The following is a 17,109-nucleotide window of genomic DNA, read 5'->3' as shown; positions in this document are numbered from 1 at the left end:
ATGTCAGAAGTTGCCCTCGCCACAGCCCCACTGACCGCCCCGCCGGTCATTCGGGCGCTGCTCGCAAAGCTCGCCATCCCCTACACGGAAGTCATCGAACAGCCTGGCCTGAACCCTGCCCGAAAGGTCCAGGCGGTGTTGCTTGAAGATGCGGTTGGCGCGCTCATGGTGCTGTTTCCCCAAAGCCAATTGCTGGACCTCAACCGCCTCGCCGAACTCACCGGTCGCCGCCTCACGGCCGTCGCCCCCGAGCGGGTCGAGCGCATGCTGGGCAAGCATGACCTGAGCCTGCTGCCGGGCTTGCCGCCCCTGACCAGTTCGCCGTGCCTGTACGAAGGCCGCTTGCTCAATGAGCCGAGCCTGCTGGTGCATTCGGGCGAAGCCGGGCTGTTGCTGGAAATCCCCACCGACGCCTTCAAGAGCCTGCTCACCAAGGCCAGCGCCGCGCAGTTCGGTGAGCCCTTGAGCAACATCCGTCCGAACCTCGACCGCCCCAATGATGACCGCGAGGAAATCACCCAGGCGATGCAAGCCTTCACCGCTCGCCGTATCCAGCAACGCCTGGAAGCGACCATCGAAATTCCGCCGCTGGCCGACACGGCGCAGAAGATCATCAAGCTGCGCGTGGATCCCAACGCCACCATCGACGACATTACTGGCGTGGTGGAAACCGACCCGGCCCTTGCCGCCCAGGTCGTAAGCTGGGCCGCGTCGCCCTACTACGCCTCGCCGGGCAAGATCCGCTCAGTCGAAGACGCCATCGTGCGCGTGCTGGGCTTTGATCTTGTGATCAACCTGGCGCTGGGCCTGGCCCTGGGCAAAACCCTGAGCCTGCCCAAGGACCGCCCGCACCTGTCCACGCCGTACTGGCACCAGTCGATCTACACCGCCGCCGTGATCGAGGGCCTGACCCGCGCCATGCCCCGCGCCCAACGCCCGGAAGCCGGCCTGACCTACCTGGCAGGTTTGCTGCACAACTTCGGCTACCTGCTGCTGGCCCACGTGTTTCCGCCGCACTTCTCGCTGATCTGCCGCCACCTGGAGGTCAACCCGCACCTGTGCCACAGCTACGTCGAGCAACATTTGCTGGGCATCAGCCGCGAACAGATCGGCGCCTGGCTGATGCGCTACTGGGACATGCCGGACGAACTGTGCACCGCCCTGCGCTTCCAGCACGATCCCACGTATGACGGGCAATACGCCGAGTATCCGAACCTGGTGTGCCTGGCGGTGCGCCTGTTGCGCAGCCGGGGGATTGGCTCCGGGCCGGATGAATCCATTCCCGACGCGTTGCTTGAGCGCCTGGGCCTGAGCCGCGAGAAGGCCGAGGACGTGGTGGGTAAAGTGCTGGATGCCGAAGTGCTGTTGCGCGAATTGGCTTCGCAGTTCAGCCAGGGGTAAGCCCACCGCCTGTTAAACCGCTATCGCAGGCAAGCCAGCTCCCACAGTTGACCGTATTTCCAAGTTGGAACGCGGTCACTGTGGGAGCTGGCTTGCCTGCGATGAATCCAACTCGGTCTACCTGACCACCTACTTCTTTTTCTTCGGCTTCAAATACTTGGTCAGACCCTGGAACCAGATCACCAGTGCCGGGTTGCCCTTGATCTGGATCGACTTGTCCTGAATCCCCGTCATGAACGCCAGTTGCTTGTTCTTCGCCTGCATCGTGGCGAAGCCGTAGGCGGCATCCTTGAAGGCAATCGCGAAGGCCGGCGCCGGGTGGACACCTGAGCGGCTGGTGATGCGCTGGTCTTTGACGATGAAGTGACGGGCAACCTTGCCGTCGAGGGTCTGCAGCTGGAAGGCCAGGTCTTTGTCACCCAGTTGCTGCTGGAAGGCGGGGTTGGTGCGGCTGGCTTTGCCCATCATCAGGCCCAGCACCCACAGGAGAAGACGAAATTTCATGCACACGGCCTCGGTGTATTTATTGGAGTGGCCGCAGCAGTGTAACGATTTGCAAAAGGAACGCCACCGATCTCGCGCTTTAGGCGCAGATCGGTTGGCGTTTAACGCTTATAGCAACAAGTACTTAAACGTTAGGGCAAGGCACTGGCGCCCAGTCGGCCAGGTTTGGATTGCGGCAGGTTGCTTCGATCTGGGTCTTGCCCGCACTGGCGACCTGCTTGCTTTCAGCTTGCTTGGCCTGCACGGTCTGGATGCTACGTTCGGTGGTGACCGCTTCTTTCGGCACTGTCGGCAGAACCGGCTTCTTGGCTGGCTTGACGGCTTTCTTGCCCTTGGCCGGAGCGACCACTGGCGTGGTATCGGCGGTGGCCACGGTCACCACATCGCTGCGCTGTACGCCGACCTGTTGCAGGTCTTTCTCGTAGGCCTGGGTGTAGTTGTTCAGGTCTTCGCTGGCTTTGCCGTTGACCGTCACGATCAGGTCATTGGACTCCTTCAGGCCCGCGACGATTTCCGCCAGGCGCTTGCGGCCTTCGGTGTCGTTGACGGTCTTGGCCTTGCGATCAGCCACCAGCTTGGTGAATGCGCTCTGGTAGCACTGCTGCGACGCCTTGGCATAGGCGGTGCTGCGGTCGATGTCCGAGGCGCTTTTGTTGAAGTCGGTGGAGTAGGACGCGATGCGCTGGTTGTCATCGGTGATCTGTTTCTGGCGCTCGGTGTAGTAACCCGCCGCACCGCCAGCCAGGGCGCCGCCTGCGGCACCGATCGCGGCATTGCGGCCACGGCTGTCCTTGTCGCCGGTCAGCGCGCCCAGCAGGGCACCGCCGGCCGCGCCGATCGCGGCACCGGTGACGACCGACTTGGTCATGTCCGAATCGGTGGCGCGCAGGTGCTGCACCGGCTCATAGCAGTTGGGGTAGTACTCGACCTTGGTGCTCGACGCCACCTTGGACGCAGGCGACGTAGCGCAACCAGTCAACACGGTGCTGAAACCAGCTGCGATCAGCAGCAGGTGACGCTTGGAAACCGCCTTACGGGAAAAAAGCATAGATGTGATCTCTGTTAAGTTTGACTTGCCCAGCACGGCCCACCGCCGCCTGAGTCCCTTCCAAGCTCGCTAGACAGCCAACGATCAAGACCGCTGACCGCTCGCTGCGAGCAATTCCTTCAAGATCGTTGCCGGGTCGGCCCGCTGTTGCTTGCGGTAGTTGCCAACATGGCGAACGAACAGTGTCGCGCGCGTCACCAGGCTCTTGCCGAGCACTGGCTTGCGATCCAACTCTTCCTTGATCCGTTGAAACTGCGCCTGGATCACCGCATCGGTGTAGCGCGTGCCGGTGGCCAGGTTGTCGATGTAAATCGCCACCGCGCCGTCCAACGCGCTGCGTCCATTGGTGATGGCCATGTCGAACAGCTGCGTGCTGGCCTCGTCCTTGCTGTCCACCGCCTGCTGGCGACTCTTCTGCAGGTTGGCCAGGCGGATGTTGTAGTTGCTGATGGTCTCGGCCACCAACGCCGCCGACTGGATCAAATTGCCCGCCGCTTCTTCGCGTTGCTGGGCGATCAGCGACACGTTGCGCTTGAGCTCTTCGTTGACCAGGCCCAGTTCGGCTTGCAGCTTGGGATCGACACTGGCGGCGATGATGCTGTCCAGGCGTTTGGTCGGGTCCTGGGCGTCGTCGATGGCATCGGTCAGCGCGGCCAGGCGGCCTTCCTTCTGCCACTGGGCGAACAGCTCCTTGTAGCGCGAGCGCGGCGCCGACAACGCGCCAATCGCCACGCGAAAACCGGTGGTCTCGTTGCTTTGCTCGGTGCCATCAGCGGCAAACAGCGGGTATTCGCGGCGCATACCGGTGAACAACGTGCCCTCGCCTTCCAGGTAGTTGCCGCCCTTCACCACAAAGCCGCCGTAGGTGCCCTGGCGGCGGCCAGCGTGTACCAGTTGGAAGGATTCCTGGACCATTTCCGCGGCGTTGCCGATCACGTCGAACATGCCGATGGGGTTAGGTAATTTGGTGCCGATGGGCATCAACCGCGCTGCCTGGCCGGTGCCGCCGGCCACTTGGTTGAACACCGCGTAATCGGCCAGCGGGCCATCGCTTTCACTGCCCTCGACGCGCCGTGGATACAGCCGGCCTTCCAGGTCCTGGCGGCTCACCGCCTGGCCGCCGCGCGCGGCGTACTCCCATTCCACTTCGGTGGGCAGGCGCACAAAACCCAGGCCACCGTCTTCGGTCGACGCACCGCGCCCGCTTACCGGCAGCAGTTCGCGGTGGTATTTCATCAGCCAGGCGCTGTACACCGCCGAGAAACGCTCGGCTTCAAAGCGCGACAGTTTCACCTTGGGCAAACGCCCGGCCATGCCCGTGGGCGCATCACACGCCGGCGCCGGTTCGCCGCTGGCCAGGGACTGCGCCTGGGCCATCACCTGGGCGTATTGGCGAGCAGTCACTTCGTATTTGCCAATGAAGTACAGCATGGGCTTGAGCGGGGTCTTGGCGTCGGTCTTCGGCATCTGCGGCGCGATGACCTTGCTCCAGTCCTTGGGCAAGTCCTTGAGGGTGAACTGGCCGTTGATGAAGTCGCGGCGGTAACCGGAAATAAACGACTGCTGATAACCCGCCTCGCCTTCGGCAAAGGGGTAGCCCAGGCTGATTTCACGGTCATCCAGGGTGCCCTGGGCCAGAATGTAGGCGTAGCGGAATACCATGTTACCTTCGCAGGGCAGCGGCAGGCTCACGTCGTCCGGCAACGGCTTGGGGTTGTCGAGCTTGTCACTTGCTTCATCAGCCCAGGCCAGCGAGGCCAGGCTCAGCGCCACGCAGGCGCCCAGTAATTTATACATCTCTGATTCCTTCAGAAGCCTGGATACGGACCACCCGCCAACCACCACAGGCGGCCGCCACGGCACTGACGCCGAGCACCGCCACTAGGGCCAGGCCGTAATGGCGCGCCAACAGATGGCTGGCGTACTCGCCTGGCACCTGCACAAAAAGCTTGTTCAACGCCGCCTCAGCCAGGCCATACAGCCCAACGCTGAGCACAGCGGCAAAACCCGCGCTGTATAGCGCTTGCAGCAGCACAAACAGCAACAACGCGGCGGTGGAAAACCCCAGCAGGCGCAACACCGAGAGTTCACGGTGCTTACGCGCCACCGCCGCCAGGGTCCCCGCGAAAATCGCCGCAAACGCCCCGGCCAACGCCAACCCGGCGATGATCCAGAACACAATCGACAGGTTGCGGCTCAACGATTGCACTTGAGCGATGGTGTGCGCCTGGGTTGAAACCAACAGGTTCTGCTCGGCGAAATACACCCGCAACGGTTCCACATCACTGAGGCTGCGCGCATACAGGCGAAACGCCGGGTAGATGCGCTGTTCACTCACGCTCGCCGCTTCACCGGCCCAACCCAACGCCGGCACCGCACGGCCATCGCGGTAATCTTCCGCTGCCTCCAGCAACGCCAGATCGGCAAACAGGCCCTCGCGAGCGAAGGCCTCCAGCGGCAACACCGCCAGCACCTGCAACCGCGTGCGCTGGGCCTCGACGCGCCCCGCCACTTGCCGCGCAAAGCTGGTTTCCAGCCAATCACCGGGCCTTGCCGCGAGCTTTTCGGCGGCGGTATGGCTGAGCACGATCTGGTCCAGGCCGTGGGGCATCGGCAAGCCTGCCAACAACGGGTCGCCTGCGGCAGTCGGCAGCATTTCCAGGGTCAAGGTGCCCACCTGCGCCGTGGCCGCAATCTGCCGTGTGCGCGGCACAGCAAACGCGACATCGCTGCGCTCACCCAGCTGCGCGATAAACGCCGCGCTGAATCGACCACCGCCCAACGGGATGATTTCACGGCTGGCGGGGTCGGTCTCCAAGCGTTCGGTCAAACTGCTAACCAGTCCAAATTTCAGCCCGAATAACACCAGCAATGGCGCGATAACCGCCACCAATGCCAACACCGAACAGGCCGACAGCCACCCATCGTTGCGGTAGTCCTGCCACGCAAGCGAAGCAACCAGGCCGATGCGCATCAGCACGCCTCCCCGAGGGTTGCGGTGACGCCGCCGTCTGGGTCGCGCTGGCAACTGATACGCCGCACCTGCAAGCCACTGGCGCGGGCCAGCGGTTCGTCATGGGTGGCGATCACACAGGCCGTACGGTGTTCGCGGGCCTGGGCCAGCAGCGCCTGCATCACGCGCTCGGCGTTGAGCGGGTCCAGGGACGCCGTCGGCTCATCAGCCAGCACCAGTTGCGGCCCATGGGCCAGAGCCCGCGCACAGCTGACCCGCTGGCGTTGGCCCACCGACAACGCCGCCGGGCGCTTGGCCAGCTGATCGCTGATCTGCAACTGCTCAGCCAGGCGCGCCACGCGGCCGTCGTCCTGCAAGCCCAGCAGTTGGCGCGACAGCGCGATATTGCCGCGCACATCCAGAAACCCCAGTAACCCCCCGGTCTGCGGCACATAGCCCAGATGCTGGCTGCGCAACGCGGCCAGCGCCGATTGCCGATCAGCACGCCACAGCGCGCCGATGTCGTGTTGGTTGAATGCAAACTGCCCCACCTGATCCGGCGCCAACACTAGCGCCAGCACGTCGAGCAAGGTGCTCTTGCCGCAACCGCTGGGGCCGACAATTGCCAGTTGCTCACCCGCGCCCAGCTGCAACGCAGGGATCACCAGGCTGTAGCGCTGGCTACCGACGCCCCGGCTCTTGTGCACCGCACTCAGGTTCAGCATTACGGCAGCGTCGACAGTGGCACGCGGTACAACGCATCGCCCGGTTCGGCATCGCCGAAACGGACCCAGTTGGCCACGTCGTTATGGAAGGTTTCATACAGGCGGATTTTCGAATCCAGCTCGTCGATAAAGTCTTCTTGCTCGGCCACGCTCAATGACAACCACAGGTCCTGGGTCATGTTCAGCGACTTGCTGCGGTACGGCAGGCCCTCCAGGTATTCACCGAGCAGGCCGCCGTCAGCCAGGTTGCCGCCCTTGCGCAGGGCCTGCGGGTCGCGGCTCATATAGGCCGAGGCGCTGGCGATTTCCTGGAAGAAATCCTTGGGCGAGCTTTGTGTTTTGCGCGCTGCATCCACGATCAACTTCAACGATTGTTGCAGGTCGTTGAGTTGCAGCTTGGTCAACATCACGCACACCTGGAACGCTGGCAGCGCCGGGTTGGTCAGGTCACGATCAGCGGTCCAGGCGCTGACCAATTGCGGTGCCTGGCTCGCGGTCTTGCGCCCGAGAAAGTCCATGTGCATGGCATAGCCGACGGCGGCGGACTTGTCCGCCAGACTCGGCGCGGCACTGAGCAACGGCACTGGCTGCGGCGTATTGCTGCGCACCTGATGCACCAGGTTGGCGAATACCGTGCCGATCTCATCGACGCGCTCACCCAGCTTGCGCACATCGCCCCCTGGCACTGGCGTATACAGGTCGCCGATCTGCGGGTTGGCGTCGGCGGTGAGAACGCGATACTGGCTCTCGGCGCCGGCATGGGTTTTCTTGCCGGCATCAGTGCGCAGGTGCAGCGCATAGATCTTGATCTGCTTACCCAGGGCCGCCTGGCGCACTTCGGCTTCGTTCATCTGGGTGGCGGCGAACGGGTCGTTCTTGCGCAGCGCGCCGGCATCGGAAACCAGCAGGATGATGCGCCCGCCGTAGCCGGACCAATCCATGCCGTCCACTGCCTGCATCACCCCGGCAAACGCATCTTCGTTGAACGAGTGGCTGGACACCGTCGACGCTTTGACCTGGCGCGCCATATCCAGAAAGCGCTGCGGGTCGCGACCTTGGTCGAGGCTGATCAGGGTCTTGGCGACATACTCAAGGCCCGGGGTTTTCTGGATGCTGCTGCGAAAGCCGACCATGCCGAAGCTGACGCTGTCCAACTCGCCGCGCTCGGCAATGCGGGTTTGTAGCTCATGCACCACGTCGCGAATCTGGTCGATGTAGGGCTGCATCGACACGGTGGTGTCCACCACCAGCACCACCGCCGTGCGGAATGCGTCGGCATTCGCGCTGAGCGTCGGGCTGGCCGGTCTGGCAGCGGCGCGGCTGCCTGGGTCGATGGAGGCCACGTTGAGCAACTGCACCGGCTGGCCGTTGTCGTCGAAGCTCTCTTTGGAATCGAAGATCGGCAACAGGTAGAACTGGTTCTGCGGCACCGCGCTGGCGGTGGGTTCCAGGGCCAGGACTTGCTGGTTGTCTTCTCGGTTGTTCTGCGCCTTGGCCAAGGCGCTTTTCGCTGCAGCAGGGTCAGCCAGTAGTTTTTCCACCTCACCGGGCTGGCGCAGGAACATCACGGGCGCCCGGCCTGAGCGCTCGGTGAACTTGAGCACCAGGCTTTGTTTCCAGTCGCTGACCTGGGAGGCCGGCAGCCAACCGTCGCTGCGACCATCGGTAGCGGCGCCGACGCGCACCCACGGGCTGCCATCGACTTCTTTGCGCTGATACACGTAGAGCACGGAAAACGCCGGCAGCGCTCTACCCGGCGGGCTCCCAGCGTCCACTGAAAGCAGGGCGCCGGGTTTGCTGAGTACACGCTGGAACAAGGTTTTCTTGCCTGCCATCAGCAACGGGCGCTGACCGCCATCCACTTCAGCGACAGCCACGGGCGGCGTCACCTTGGGCGCCACGGCGGCTGGCGGCTTGGCCGGTTCATCGCCGCCGTTCAACCACCAGTAGCTGGCGCCGCCAATGGCCAACGCGACGGCGACCGCCACAGCGGCCAAGGCCAATACCGGCCCACGGCGCTGCTCGGACGGAGCATTGTGCTGCGTCGGCGTGACCACCGGTTGACGCACTATTGGCTGCGGTTGCGGTTTATCCGTCGGAATGTCGATGGTGACAGGCGTGATGCCCGCCAGATCAACGCTCAATGGAATCGGCAGCGGCCGTACCAGCGTGGCATCCGATTCATCAGCAGGCAGTTGATCCAGCGCCAACAACAACGCTGCCGCATCCGGATAACGCTCCGCCGGGTCCTTGGCCAACAACTTGCGCAGCACACCCTGGTAGCGCCCGTGATGCACCGGCAATTCCGGCAAGGGTTCAGTCAAATGCGCCAGAGCGGTGGAAAGCGCATCGGTGCCGTTGTAAGGCAGCTTGCCGACGAGGATTTCATACAGCACCACGCCCAGCGCGTAGAGGTCGGCGCGGCCATCGATCTCCTGACCCCGCGCCTGCTCGGGGCTCATGTAGCTCGGCGTGCCCACGGCAAACCCGGCCTGGGTGAATTGGGTGCGATCGTCCAGCGACTTGGCAATCCCGAAGTCCGACAACACCGCCGTGCCATCGGCCCGGAACAGAATGTTCGCCGGCTTGACGTCGCGGTGCACCAGCCCTTGGGCATGGGCATAGCCCAGGGCCGAGGCAATCTGGCGGATGAGCGTCACGCCCTGCTCCGGGGTCAGCCCAGCAGCAATGCGCTCCTTGAGCGTGCCATTGGGCAGGTATTCCATGGCCATGTAATACAGCTCACCGACGTTGCCGATGTCATGGATGGTCACCGTGTGCGGGTGTGACAAACGCGCCAGCGTCTTGCCCTCGCGCAGGAAGCGTTCGCAGAAACTCGGGTCGGCCGCCAGCGCTGCCGCCATCACCTTCAACGCCACCTTGCGCTCCAGCGAGCGCTGGGTCGCCAGGTACACGCTGGCCATGGCGCCTTCGCCAATCTCGCCCTCGATGTCATAACCCGGAATGACGATGTTCATGACGAGACCTTCACGACGAGGGTGGTGATGTTGTCCGGTGCGCCTCGGTTGAGGCCCAGGTGCACCAGGCTGCGCACGATTTCATCCGGCGCGTCATGGCTGAGCACGTCGCGGATTTCATGGTCTTCGACGGTCTTGTTGAGGCCATCACTGCACAGCAAATAGCTGTCGCCGGGAGCGATCAACAGGTCCACCGAGGCGACGTTCAACTGGGCCTCAACGCCAATGGCGCGGGTGACGATATTGGAGCGCGGGTGGGTGCGGGCGTCGGCTTCGCTGAGCAGGCCGCTGTCTTGCAGGTCTTGCACGTAGCTGTGGTCGCGGGAAATGCTTTCCAGCACGCCGTCGCGCAAGCGGTACAGGCGACTGTCGCCGGCCCACAGGCACACCCCGCGCAAGCCGCGCGCGGCGAACACCACCACGGTGCTGCCCATCATGGTCACGCCACGGTTGGCGGTTTCTTCGCGCACGGCCGCGTTGATGCGCAGCAGGTCATTGCGCAGCGCCGCTGAGTATTCGTCCAGGGAGCGGCCCAGCGGCACATGGCGCAGGCTGTCGACGATCAAGCTGCTGACATAGTCCCCCGCCGCGTGCCCGCCCATACCATCGGCCACCACCCACAAGCGGTTTTTCGGCAGGTCCAGAAAGGCATCTTCGTTGACTTGGCGAACCATGCCCACATGGCTTTTGCTCGCGGATTCGTACGTCACGCCCATCTACACCACACCTTCTTGTCCGAGCAAAAACTGCGCAAAATCGCTGGCGGCAGGCAGGCCCTGGCACCGTAATAAACCGGGGGAGATACGCTGCGAACCTCGCCCCCACCACAGGCTTGCGCCCTCGCACGCCTGTTCGGCCAGTGCGGTCATACGCTGGTGCGGCACGGTGGCTGCCACCCTTTGCAGGCCGGCGAAACGGCTGTCCACCGCCCGCGGCTCGCTGGCCGGCAAGCCCAACTCGTCGAGCCCGGCGTTGAAGCTTTCGAAGGTCGCGCCGCTGTCGAGGGTGCTGAGCAACAAGGTTTCAGCCTGCTCGAACCAGGCGTCCGAACCGCCCACCAGCGACGCCGGGTTGGTGTCGTGATCCAGCAAGGTCACCACCGCCAGCGGAAAATACCGCCCGACCCGGTCAATGCTTGGCATCACCACGCCCGCCGCCGCATCCGGCCCGCACACGCCCGGCGCCAGCACAAAGCGCCACAACGGGCTGACCAAGTACGCATTCAGCCAGTCAGCGCCGAGGCTGTTCTGGCTGGCGAGCAAACCCGCTGCCAGCCAGCTGTCCCACGGGCCGATAAAGCTCTGGGGCAAGGCGCGGCTGACGAAGTCCCCGCGGCTGGCCAACTTGCCGTAGAAACCCAGGGCCGTCATAGCCGCTCCGGCAGGCTGAAGCCGCTGAGCACGCGGCTCTTGAACGGGTTGAACGCACTGTTGGCGCGCAACTCGTAGGCGATGCTCGCGCCATCGACTCGCAGGCGCAGGTTGAAACGATCCGGCGAGTTGCCTGCGGTGAGGTCTGATTGCTCCAGCAGACGGAACCAGGCCCACGGGCCGTCCAGGGTGATACCGGAGCGACCACTGGCCGACGGCGGCATGATAGAAATACGCACCACGCCAATGCTGCCGGGGTTCGGCCATTGCATCGCTACCGGGCGGCTCGGGCCGTGGTCGTAGCTCAACTGCTGGCCGTCCAGGTCAAGCAGGAACTGGGTGATGGTAGGGTCCATCGACACCGGCTTGAGTTCGAAACGCACGATGGGTTGGGTGCCACCGGAGCGGAAGAACGCGTCCCGAATCGTCGCCGCACGCTGGAAGGTTTGCAGAACGCCAGGAGCAATCCCCAGCTTCTGCGCCGCCCCCGGTTGCCAGCGCCAGGTCTGTGCCGACGTGTCCACATAGGGCTGCAGGTATTTGCGGAAGTAGTTGTCCATCACCCCGCCCACACCGAAAAACTGGCCGAAGTCATCCAGGGTGGCGTCCCGCGCACTGCCCGGCGACATCGGGTAACGCCCGGCCAACGACTGGCGATACACGTTGACCACTTCACTGACCCAGGCCGCGTTCAGTTGGTTACGCACCCCGCCCATCATGCTGTTGGTGGTGGAATTGACCACCGACTTGACCATGCCCTGCACCAGCGGCGGCTGACGCTCGGCGTTCAGGCTGACCCGCGTGGCCGCAGCCGCCGCCTGGTTCTTGGCCTCACCGAGCAAGGCATCGCCGCTGGCACCGACCATGGCACTGACCTGCACATACAGTGCATTCATGTCCGACAGCAGGCCGTCGATGGCCGCCGGTTCACCTTCGTTTTTGCTGACGATGCTGTTGAGTTCGGCAAAGTGTGCGGTCACCGGATCATCCGCCGGTGCCGGGGCATTCGCCGTCGGTTGTGCCTCGCCCAGCAAACTGCCGAGGCGCTCCTTGAGCTTGTCCACGCCGCCTTCCACCGGTACGCCTTTGGCGGCCAGTTGGCGGTCTTCGGCTTGCAAGTCGGTTTCCCTGGCGACCGCCACCAACAGTTTTTTCAGCGGCGAGGTGGGCCCGGAAATCACCCGCAGCACATCGGCGGCCTGTGCCACGCTGGTGATCGGCACAAAGTCGATGTCAGCGAGCAACGCGTCCCACTGGCGCTGGTAATCCTGGAAGTACAAACGGCGCACGTCGGCGGCCAGGCTCACCACGTTCTGCTGGTCGGCCTGTTCATGGCCCAGCACCCATTGCTCTTCGGCCAGGGTGCCGGTCTGGTTCAGACTGCTGAGCAAAAACGCCTGGCGATAGCCCTTGGCAGTAAAGAAACCACTCAACGGCTCGCCCAACGGCTTGCCGCTCTTGCGGCTGAACACCAGTGCGGCATCGCGACCGGCGGCCTCATTGAGACGAAAGTCCGGGATACCTTCGGGCAGTTTCTGGCGCTTGACGCGGTCGTACACGCGCTGGGCTACCGGCAATTGCTGCAATTGGCGACGCAGGTCGTCGATCAGCCGTGGGTCCAGGCGCGCGCTCGGCGGATGGCGTTCGAACAGCGCTTGCAAGTGCCCGGCCAGGGCCTGACGCTGGTCGGCCGGCAGGTCGCGGGGCAGGTTGCGGTCCCAGTCCAAGGCGATCCAGGCCTTGATGAAGTCCGGGTCGTAATGCTCGGTGTCGGCGAGCATCAGGTAAGCCTTGAGGCCCTCGTAGAGAAAGTCCGAGTTACCGCCGCCGTGCAGTTGCTCTTCGATACGCGTCACCAGGCGTGGCGCGAACACGGCGATCAACAGTTTGCGGTACACGCTGGCGGACTCGGCTTCGAGCATATCGCCCTGGTACAGCCCCAGCCCTTCGGACCAGCTCGGTGAGTCCCCCGCCAGGTTCTTCACCGCGTTGAGCAACGGCAGCACGGCGAGCACTTCCCGTTGTGCCGGGCTCAGGTTCTGTACGGTCTGGCCCAGTGGCGCGACCTTCTGATCGACCTGGGCGATATACGCCTGGTTGGCGCGATAGCTCACCCACCACAGGCTGCTGACCACCACCACCAGCGCGACGGTGGCCGCCAGTACGCCACGGGCGATCCACTTGCGGCGCCGCTCGACTTTCGGGTTCACCCCCACCAGGCCGCGCTCGGCAAAGGCCACGGCGGTGAAGAGTTTTTCGATGAAGTAACTGCGCCCGGTGCCGCTCTGGCGCGCCAGGTGCTGGCGGTCCAGGTTCATACTCTGGGCCATGGCACCGATCAGGCGGTCAATCGGGCTGCCTTCCTGGGTGCCGCTGGTGAAGTACACGCCACGCAGCAACACGCGCTCTTCAAAGGCGTTGGGTTTGAACACGCCTTCGAGGAAGCTTTGCAGGCAATCTTTCAGCGCGCCGAACTGCTGCGGGAAGCCGTAGATCAGGTCGCGTCGTGCCGGGTCGCGTTCCTGCTGCAAGCGCTCGACCAGGCGTTCGTTGAGACGCTGCTCCAGGCCCGCTAATTCGCTTTGCAGGTGCGCCAGCGGGCTGTCGCTGTTTTTGCCGTCGTCCAGGGCAAAGGTCATGCCCCACACCTGGGCGCGCTCTTCCTTGCTCAGGTTGTCGAAGAACTCCATGAAGCCCGGCACCAGGTCGAGCTTGGTGAGCATCAGGTAGATGGGGAAACGCACGCCCAGCTGCGTATACAGCTCCTGGATGCGCAGGCGAATCGCGGCGGCATGGGCTGCGCGCTCGGCGTCGGTGCCCAGCAGCAGATCCGAGAGGCTGATGGCGATAAACGCCCCGTCGATCGGCCGGCGCGAACGCTGCTTTTTCAGCAAGTCGAGAAAGCCCAGCCAGGCGGCTTTGTCCACCGTGGAGTTGCTGTCCTGGGTGGTATAGCGGCCAGCGGTGTCGAGCAATACGGCCTGGTCGGTAAACCACCAGTCGCAGTTGCGCGTACCACCCACGCCCCGCACCGCACCGGCACCCAATTGCGCCGCCAGCGGGAAATGCAGCCCGGAATTGACCAGCGCGGTAGTCTTGCCCGAGCCCGGCGGGCCGATGATCACGTACCACGGCAACTCGTAGAGGTTGCGGCGCTCATCGCCGCCCAGCTTGGCCTTTTTCAGCAGTGCCAGGGCTTCGTCCATGCGCTGGCGCAGCGTGGACAGCTCTTCGGCGGTCGCAACGCTGTTGGGGTCGACCGGGGTTTCTGCGGCCAGGCTGCGCATCACTTCGGCGGCTTGGCGACGGGCCTGGATAATGCGGAACACGCGGTAGGCCACCCAAAGCGCAAACACCAGCACGATCAGCGCCCAACGGCGCCCTTCGGGCACCAGCACGTCCAGCAGCGGGCCAACAAACCAGATGATCAGGCTCAGGGCAATCAGGCCCAGCACGGGGATCACCCAGCGAATCATGAAACTGAAAAACGCCTTCACTCGACGCCCTCCGCCAATACGGTGATTTCAACCCGACGATTGCGGGCACGGCCTTCGGCAGTACTGTTGGTGGCCAACGGCTCGGTGTCGCTGCGGCCTTCGGCGCTGAAGCGTTCGGCCTGGCCGGTCTTGGCCGCGAGAATCTCCAGCACCGACTTGGCCCGGGCTTCGGACAACGCCCAGTTGGACGGGAAGCGCAACGTGGCAATCGGGCGGTTGTCGCTGTGCCCGGTGACACGCACCTGGCCCTTGACCTTGCGAATGGCGTCAGCGATGCGCAGCATCAGCGGCTGGTAGTCATCGACGATGCTGGAGCTGGCCGAGGCGAACAGCTCATCGCCACGAATGGTCACCACAGAGCGGTCAACCTTGTCTTCCACCGCCACGCGGCCGGCCTTGATGTCATCGGCCAGGAACCCGGCCAGGCGTGGGCGCTCAATCACTTTGGGCTGCGCCACCGGACGGTCGATGGCCTGCACCGGGATCTCGCCCAGGGCATGAATATTCTTGAACACCGGCTCGGCGTCCGAGGCCAGCTTCAGGCGCAGGCCGAACAGCAACGCCAACAGCAGCGCCAAGCCAATCGCCACGGCAATCCATGGCGGCATGAATTGCGCCAGGCGATCACGGGCCACGGTCACACCGCGCCAGTGCGGCGACAGCTCACGCTCGTGCTCGCCACGGGCGCTGCGTATCGCTGCGGCGGTGCGTTCGCGCAAGGCTTCCAGCTGGCTGCGCCCGTCGGTCATCACCCGGTAACGCCCTTCAAAACCCAGGCACATGCACAGGTACAACAGCTCCAGCAGGTACAGGCGTTCCCGTGGGCTTTGCAGACAGTGGTCAAGCAACTGGAAAACCTTTTCGCCACCCCAGGCTTCGTTGTGCACGGTGATCAGCAGGCTCTGCTTACCCCAGTCACTGGTGCTGCCCCACGGCGTGCTCAGCACCGCTTCATCCAAGGCAGTGCACAGCGCGTAACGGGCCAACAGCACTTCATTGCGTGCCACACCGGCGGCTTCGGCGCGTTCTTCGAACTGGCGCAGGTACGCCAGCAACTGCGCACGCAGGCTGGCCGGCGCGGGATGGGCGATGGTGTTGCGCAACCGCGTCAACAACGCCAGCAACGGGCCGGCGGCACTTTCCAGCGGGTTGAGGCCCTGGCTCTTGCCGGTGAGGATCGGCGCAGCCGGCATCGACAGCGGCGCAGGTTCGGCACGCGCGGGGGCAGGTTCTCGGCCACCCGGGCGCGGCATGAACTGGGTGCGGTCATCATCATTGGGATGCATCGCCAATTATCCTCGGATCGCCCAGAAGGCCAGGTTCAAGCCCGGGAACTGCCCGGCGATATGGAAGGCGAAACCGCCGGAATTATTCAGCTGCTGCCAGTGCTCGCTGCCACGGTCCAGCTCGTAGTAGGTGCTGCCGGCGTGGTAAGGCAATTGGCGCGGCGCCACCGGCAACGGCAGCAGGCCGATGCCCGGCAGTTGCAGGTTGACCATGTCGCGAATGTGCTCCACCGAGCCGACCTTGCTCTGCTGGCCGAAACGCGCACGCAGGGTTTCGCCGGGCACATCGGCGCGTACAACAAGGATGAAACTGGCGTTGTCGAGCAGGGTCTTGTCGGCCAGCATCGCCACATGGATGCCGTAGGCTTTCTCCACAATCGGGATCGGCGTGGCCTTGCTGTCGATGAGCATCGACAGCGCCTCACGCAAGGCCGCCATCACCGGCATGAAGCTCAGGGCCAAGTCATCGTGCTGGTACTGCGGGTATTCCTGGGGGCGACGGCTGGAGGTTGAGAAGGTGGAAAACTCACCGGCCAGGCTGACCAGTTCGCTGAAGAAGCGCTCCGGGTGCAACGGGCTCAACTGGCTGAAGTGCTGGATCAGCGGCTGGGCGCGGTTGACCAGTTGCAGCAGCATGAAGTCGGCGATCTCCGAGGCACCACCGGCGCCCGAGGCCACCACGCGGCCGGCCAGGGCTTCGCCACGCTGGTGCAACAGGCCCAGCAGTTCACTGCGAAAGGCCGTCAGCGGTTTGCTCGCGGCCACGTCCAGCACGGGCGGGATGTAAGTGTCATCGAGCACCAACGCACGGTCGGCACGCTTTTCCTTGATGCGTACCAGGCCGATGGCCGCGTAGTCGCTGATGCCGTCCTGCGCCGTCAGCAGGCGCAACGCCCGCGACCCCACGGCCACCGGTGCACGGTTTTCGAACGGGGCGTTGTCGTCGCGCACTTCACGCACCTGGCTCACGTAGCGCGCGGCTTCCAGGGCCTCGCCCTCGTCCACCGTGTCACGGGCGCCGGCACGCTTGAGCGGCAGGGCCAGGTAAACCAGGCCGTCGCGCAGGTTGTCGTCGATATTCAACGGGCTCGGCGCCAGGTCGTCCTGGGGAATATTGAACGGCGTGCCATCGGGCAACAGGCCGCAGGCCGACACGATCGCCAGCTTGCCCTGGGCCAGCAGGCCCTGGTCGATCAGCAGCTCGGAGAATCCCCAGGCACCCGCCGACAACGGGCGGCTGCGGGCGTCGATCAGGTTTTCCAGGTAACGGTCATGCTGCTGGAAGTGCTGCGTTCCGATGAACATGCCTTCCGACCAGACCACGCGATTGTTCCAGGACATGGGGGC

The 17,109-nt window shown here is 64.2% G+C and carries 12 protein-coding genes; 1 reads left to right on the top strand and 11 read right to left on the bottom strand.

The annotated features are described in order from the left end of the window. Entirely contained in the window at nt 1-1,401 is a 1,401-nt protein-coding gene (locus tag ACTJLA_RS01235) for an aminoacyl-tRNA deacylase and HDOD domain-containing protein (protein ID WP_032894530.1), read from the top strand. A 129-nt stretch (nt 1,402-1,530) separates the two neighbouring features. Here the strand turns inward: ACTJLA_RS01235 and ACTJLA_RS01230 are convergent, their stop codons facing one another. The 11 genes from ACTJLA_RS01230 to tssK all read right to left on the bottom strand — a co-directional run bounded on the left by ACTJLA_RS01230 (nt 1,531) and on the right by tssK (nt 17,103). After that, on the bottom strand, nt 1,531-1,905 hold the full coding sequence (locus ACTJLA_RS01230; RefSeq protein ID WP_003195530.1) for a hypothetical protein: 375 nt from the start codon (nt 1,903-1,905) through the stop codon (nt 1,531-1,533). 124 nt (nt 1,906-2,029) lie between these two features. After that, complete coding sequence (gene tagQ, locus ACTJLA_RS01225) at nt 2,030-2,953, bottom strand: type VI secretion system-associated lipoprotein TagQ (RefSeq protein ID WP_003195532.1); 924 nt, start codon at nt 2,951-2,953, stop codon at nt 2,030-2,032. 84 nt (nt 2,954-3,037) lie between these two features. Continuing rightward, on the bottom strand, nt 3,038-4,750 hold the full coding sequence (locus ACTJLA_RS01220; RefSeq protein WP_054919735.1) for a formylglycine-generating enzyme family protein: 1,713 nt from the start codon (nt 4,748-4,750) through the stop codon (nt 3,038-3,040). After that, nucleotides 4,743-5,927 carry an FtsX-like permease family protein gene (locus ACTJLA_RS01215; protein WP_089041528.1) on the bottom strand — a complete coding sequence of 395 codons (1,185 nt, stop codon included), beginning with the start codon at nt 5,925-5,927 and terminating at the stop codon, nt 4,743-4,745. The genes ACTJLA_RS01220 and ACTJLA_RS01215 overlap by 8 nt, the downstream gene beginning before the upstream one ends. Then, nucleotides 5,927-6,631 (bottom strand): ABC transporter ATP-binding protein, encoded by a 705-nt coding sequence (locus ACTJLA_RS01210; protein WP_060763895.1) that lies wholly within the window; start codon nt 6,629-6,631, stop codon nt 5,927-5,929. Before ACTJLA_RS01210 ends, ACTJLA_RS01215 begins: the two co-directional genes overlap by 1 nt. Continuing rightward, nucleotides 6,631-9,609: a serine/threonine-protein kinase gene (locus ACTJLA_RS01205; protein WP_054896047.1), complete on the bottom strand. Its 2,979-nt coding sequence runs from the start codon at nt 9,607-9,609 to the stop codon at nt 6,631-6,633. Before ACTJLA_RS01205 ends, ACTJLA_RS01210 begins: the two co-directional genes overlap by 1 nt. Next, a complete protein-coding gene (locus ACTJLA_RS01200) occupies nt 9,606-10,325 on the bottom strand; it encodes a PP2C family protein-serine/threonine phosphatase (protein WP_440840622.1) in 720 nt (239 codons plus the stop codon). Before ACTJLA_RS01200 ends, ACTJLA_RS01205 begins: the two co-directional genes overlap by 4 nt. Then, entirely contained in the window at nt 10,326-10,979 is a 654-nt protein-coding gene (tagF, locus tag ACTJLA_RS01195; protein ID WP_072445644.1) for a type VI secretion system-associated protein TagF, read from the bottom strand. Further along, nucleotides 10,976-14,476: a type VI secretion system membrane subunit TssM gene (tssM, locus tag ACTJLA_RS01190; RefSeq protein WP_440840621.1), complete on the bottom strand. Its 3,501-nt coding sequence runs from the start codon at nt 14,474-14,476 to the stop codon at nt 10,976-10,978. Before tssM ends, tagF begins: the two co-directional genes overlap by 4 nt. After that, entirely contained in the window at nt 14,473-15,762 is a 1,290-nt protein-coding gene (locus tag ACTJLA_RS01185) for a DotU family type VI secretion system protein (RefSeq protein ID WP_056790884.1), read from the bottom strand. The genes tssM and ACTJLA_RS01185 overlap by 4 nt, the downstream gene beginning before the upstream one ends. Before the next feature lie 6 nt (nt 15,763-15,768). Continuing rightward, a complete protein-coding gene (gene tssK, locus ACTJLA_RS01180) occupies nt 15,769-17,103 on the bottom strand; it encodes a type VI secretion system baseplate subunit TssK (protein ID WP_440840620.1) in 1,335 nt (444 codons plus the stop codon). Nucleotides 17,104-17,109: the final 6 nt, after the last annotated feature.

This window comes from Pseudomonas sp. 22072, assembly GCF_052046095.1.
Lineage (GTDB): Bacteria > Pseudomonadota > Gammaproteobacteria > Pseudomonadales > Pseudomonadaceae > Aquipseudomonas > Aquipseudomonas paracarnis.
This window is presented reverse-complemented; position numbering and strand designations above follow the sequence as displayed.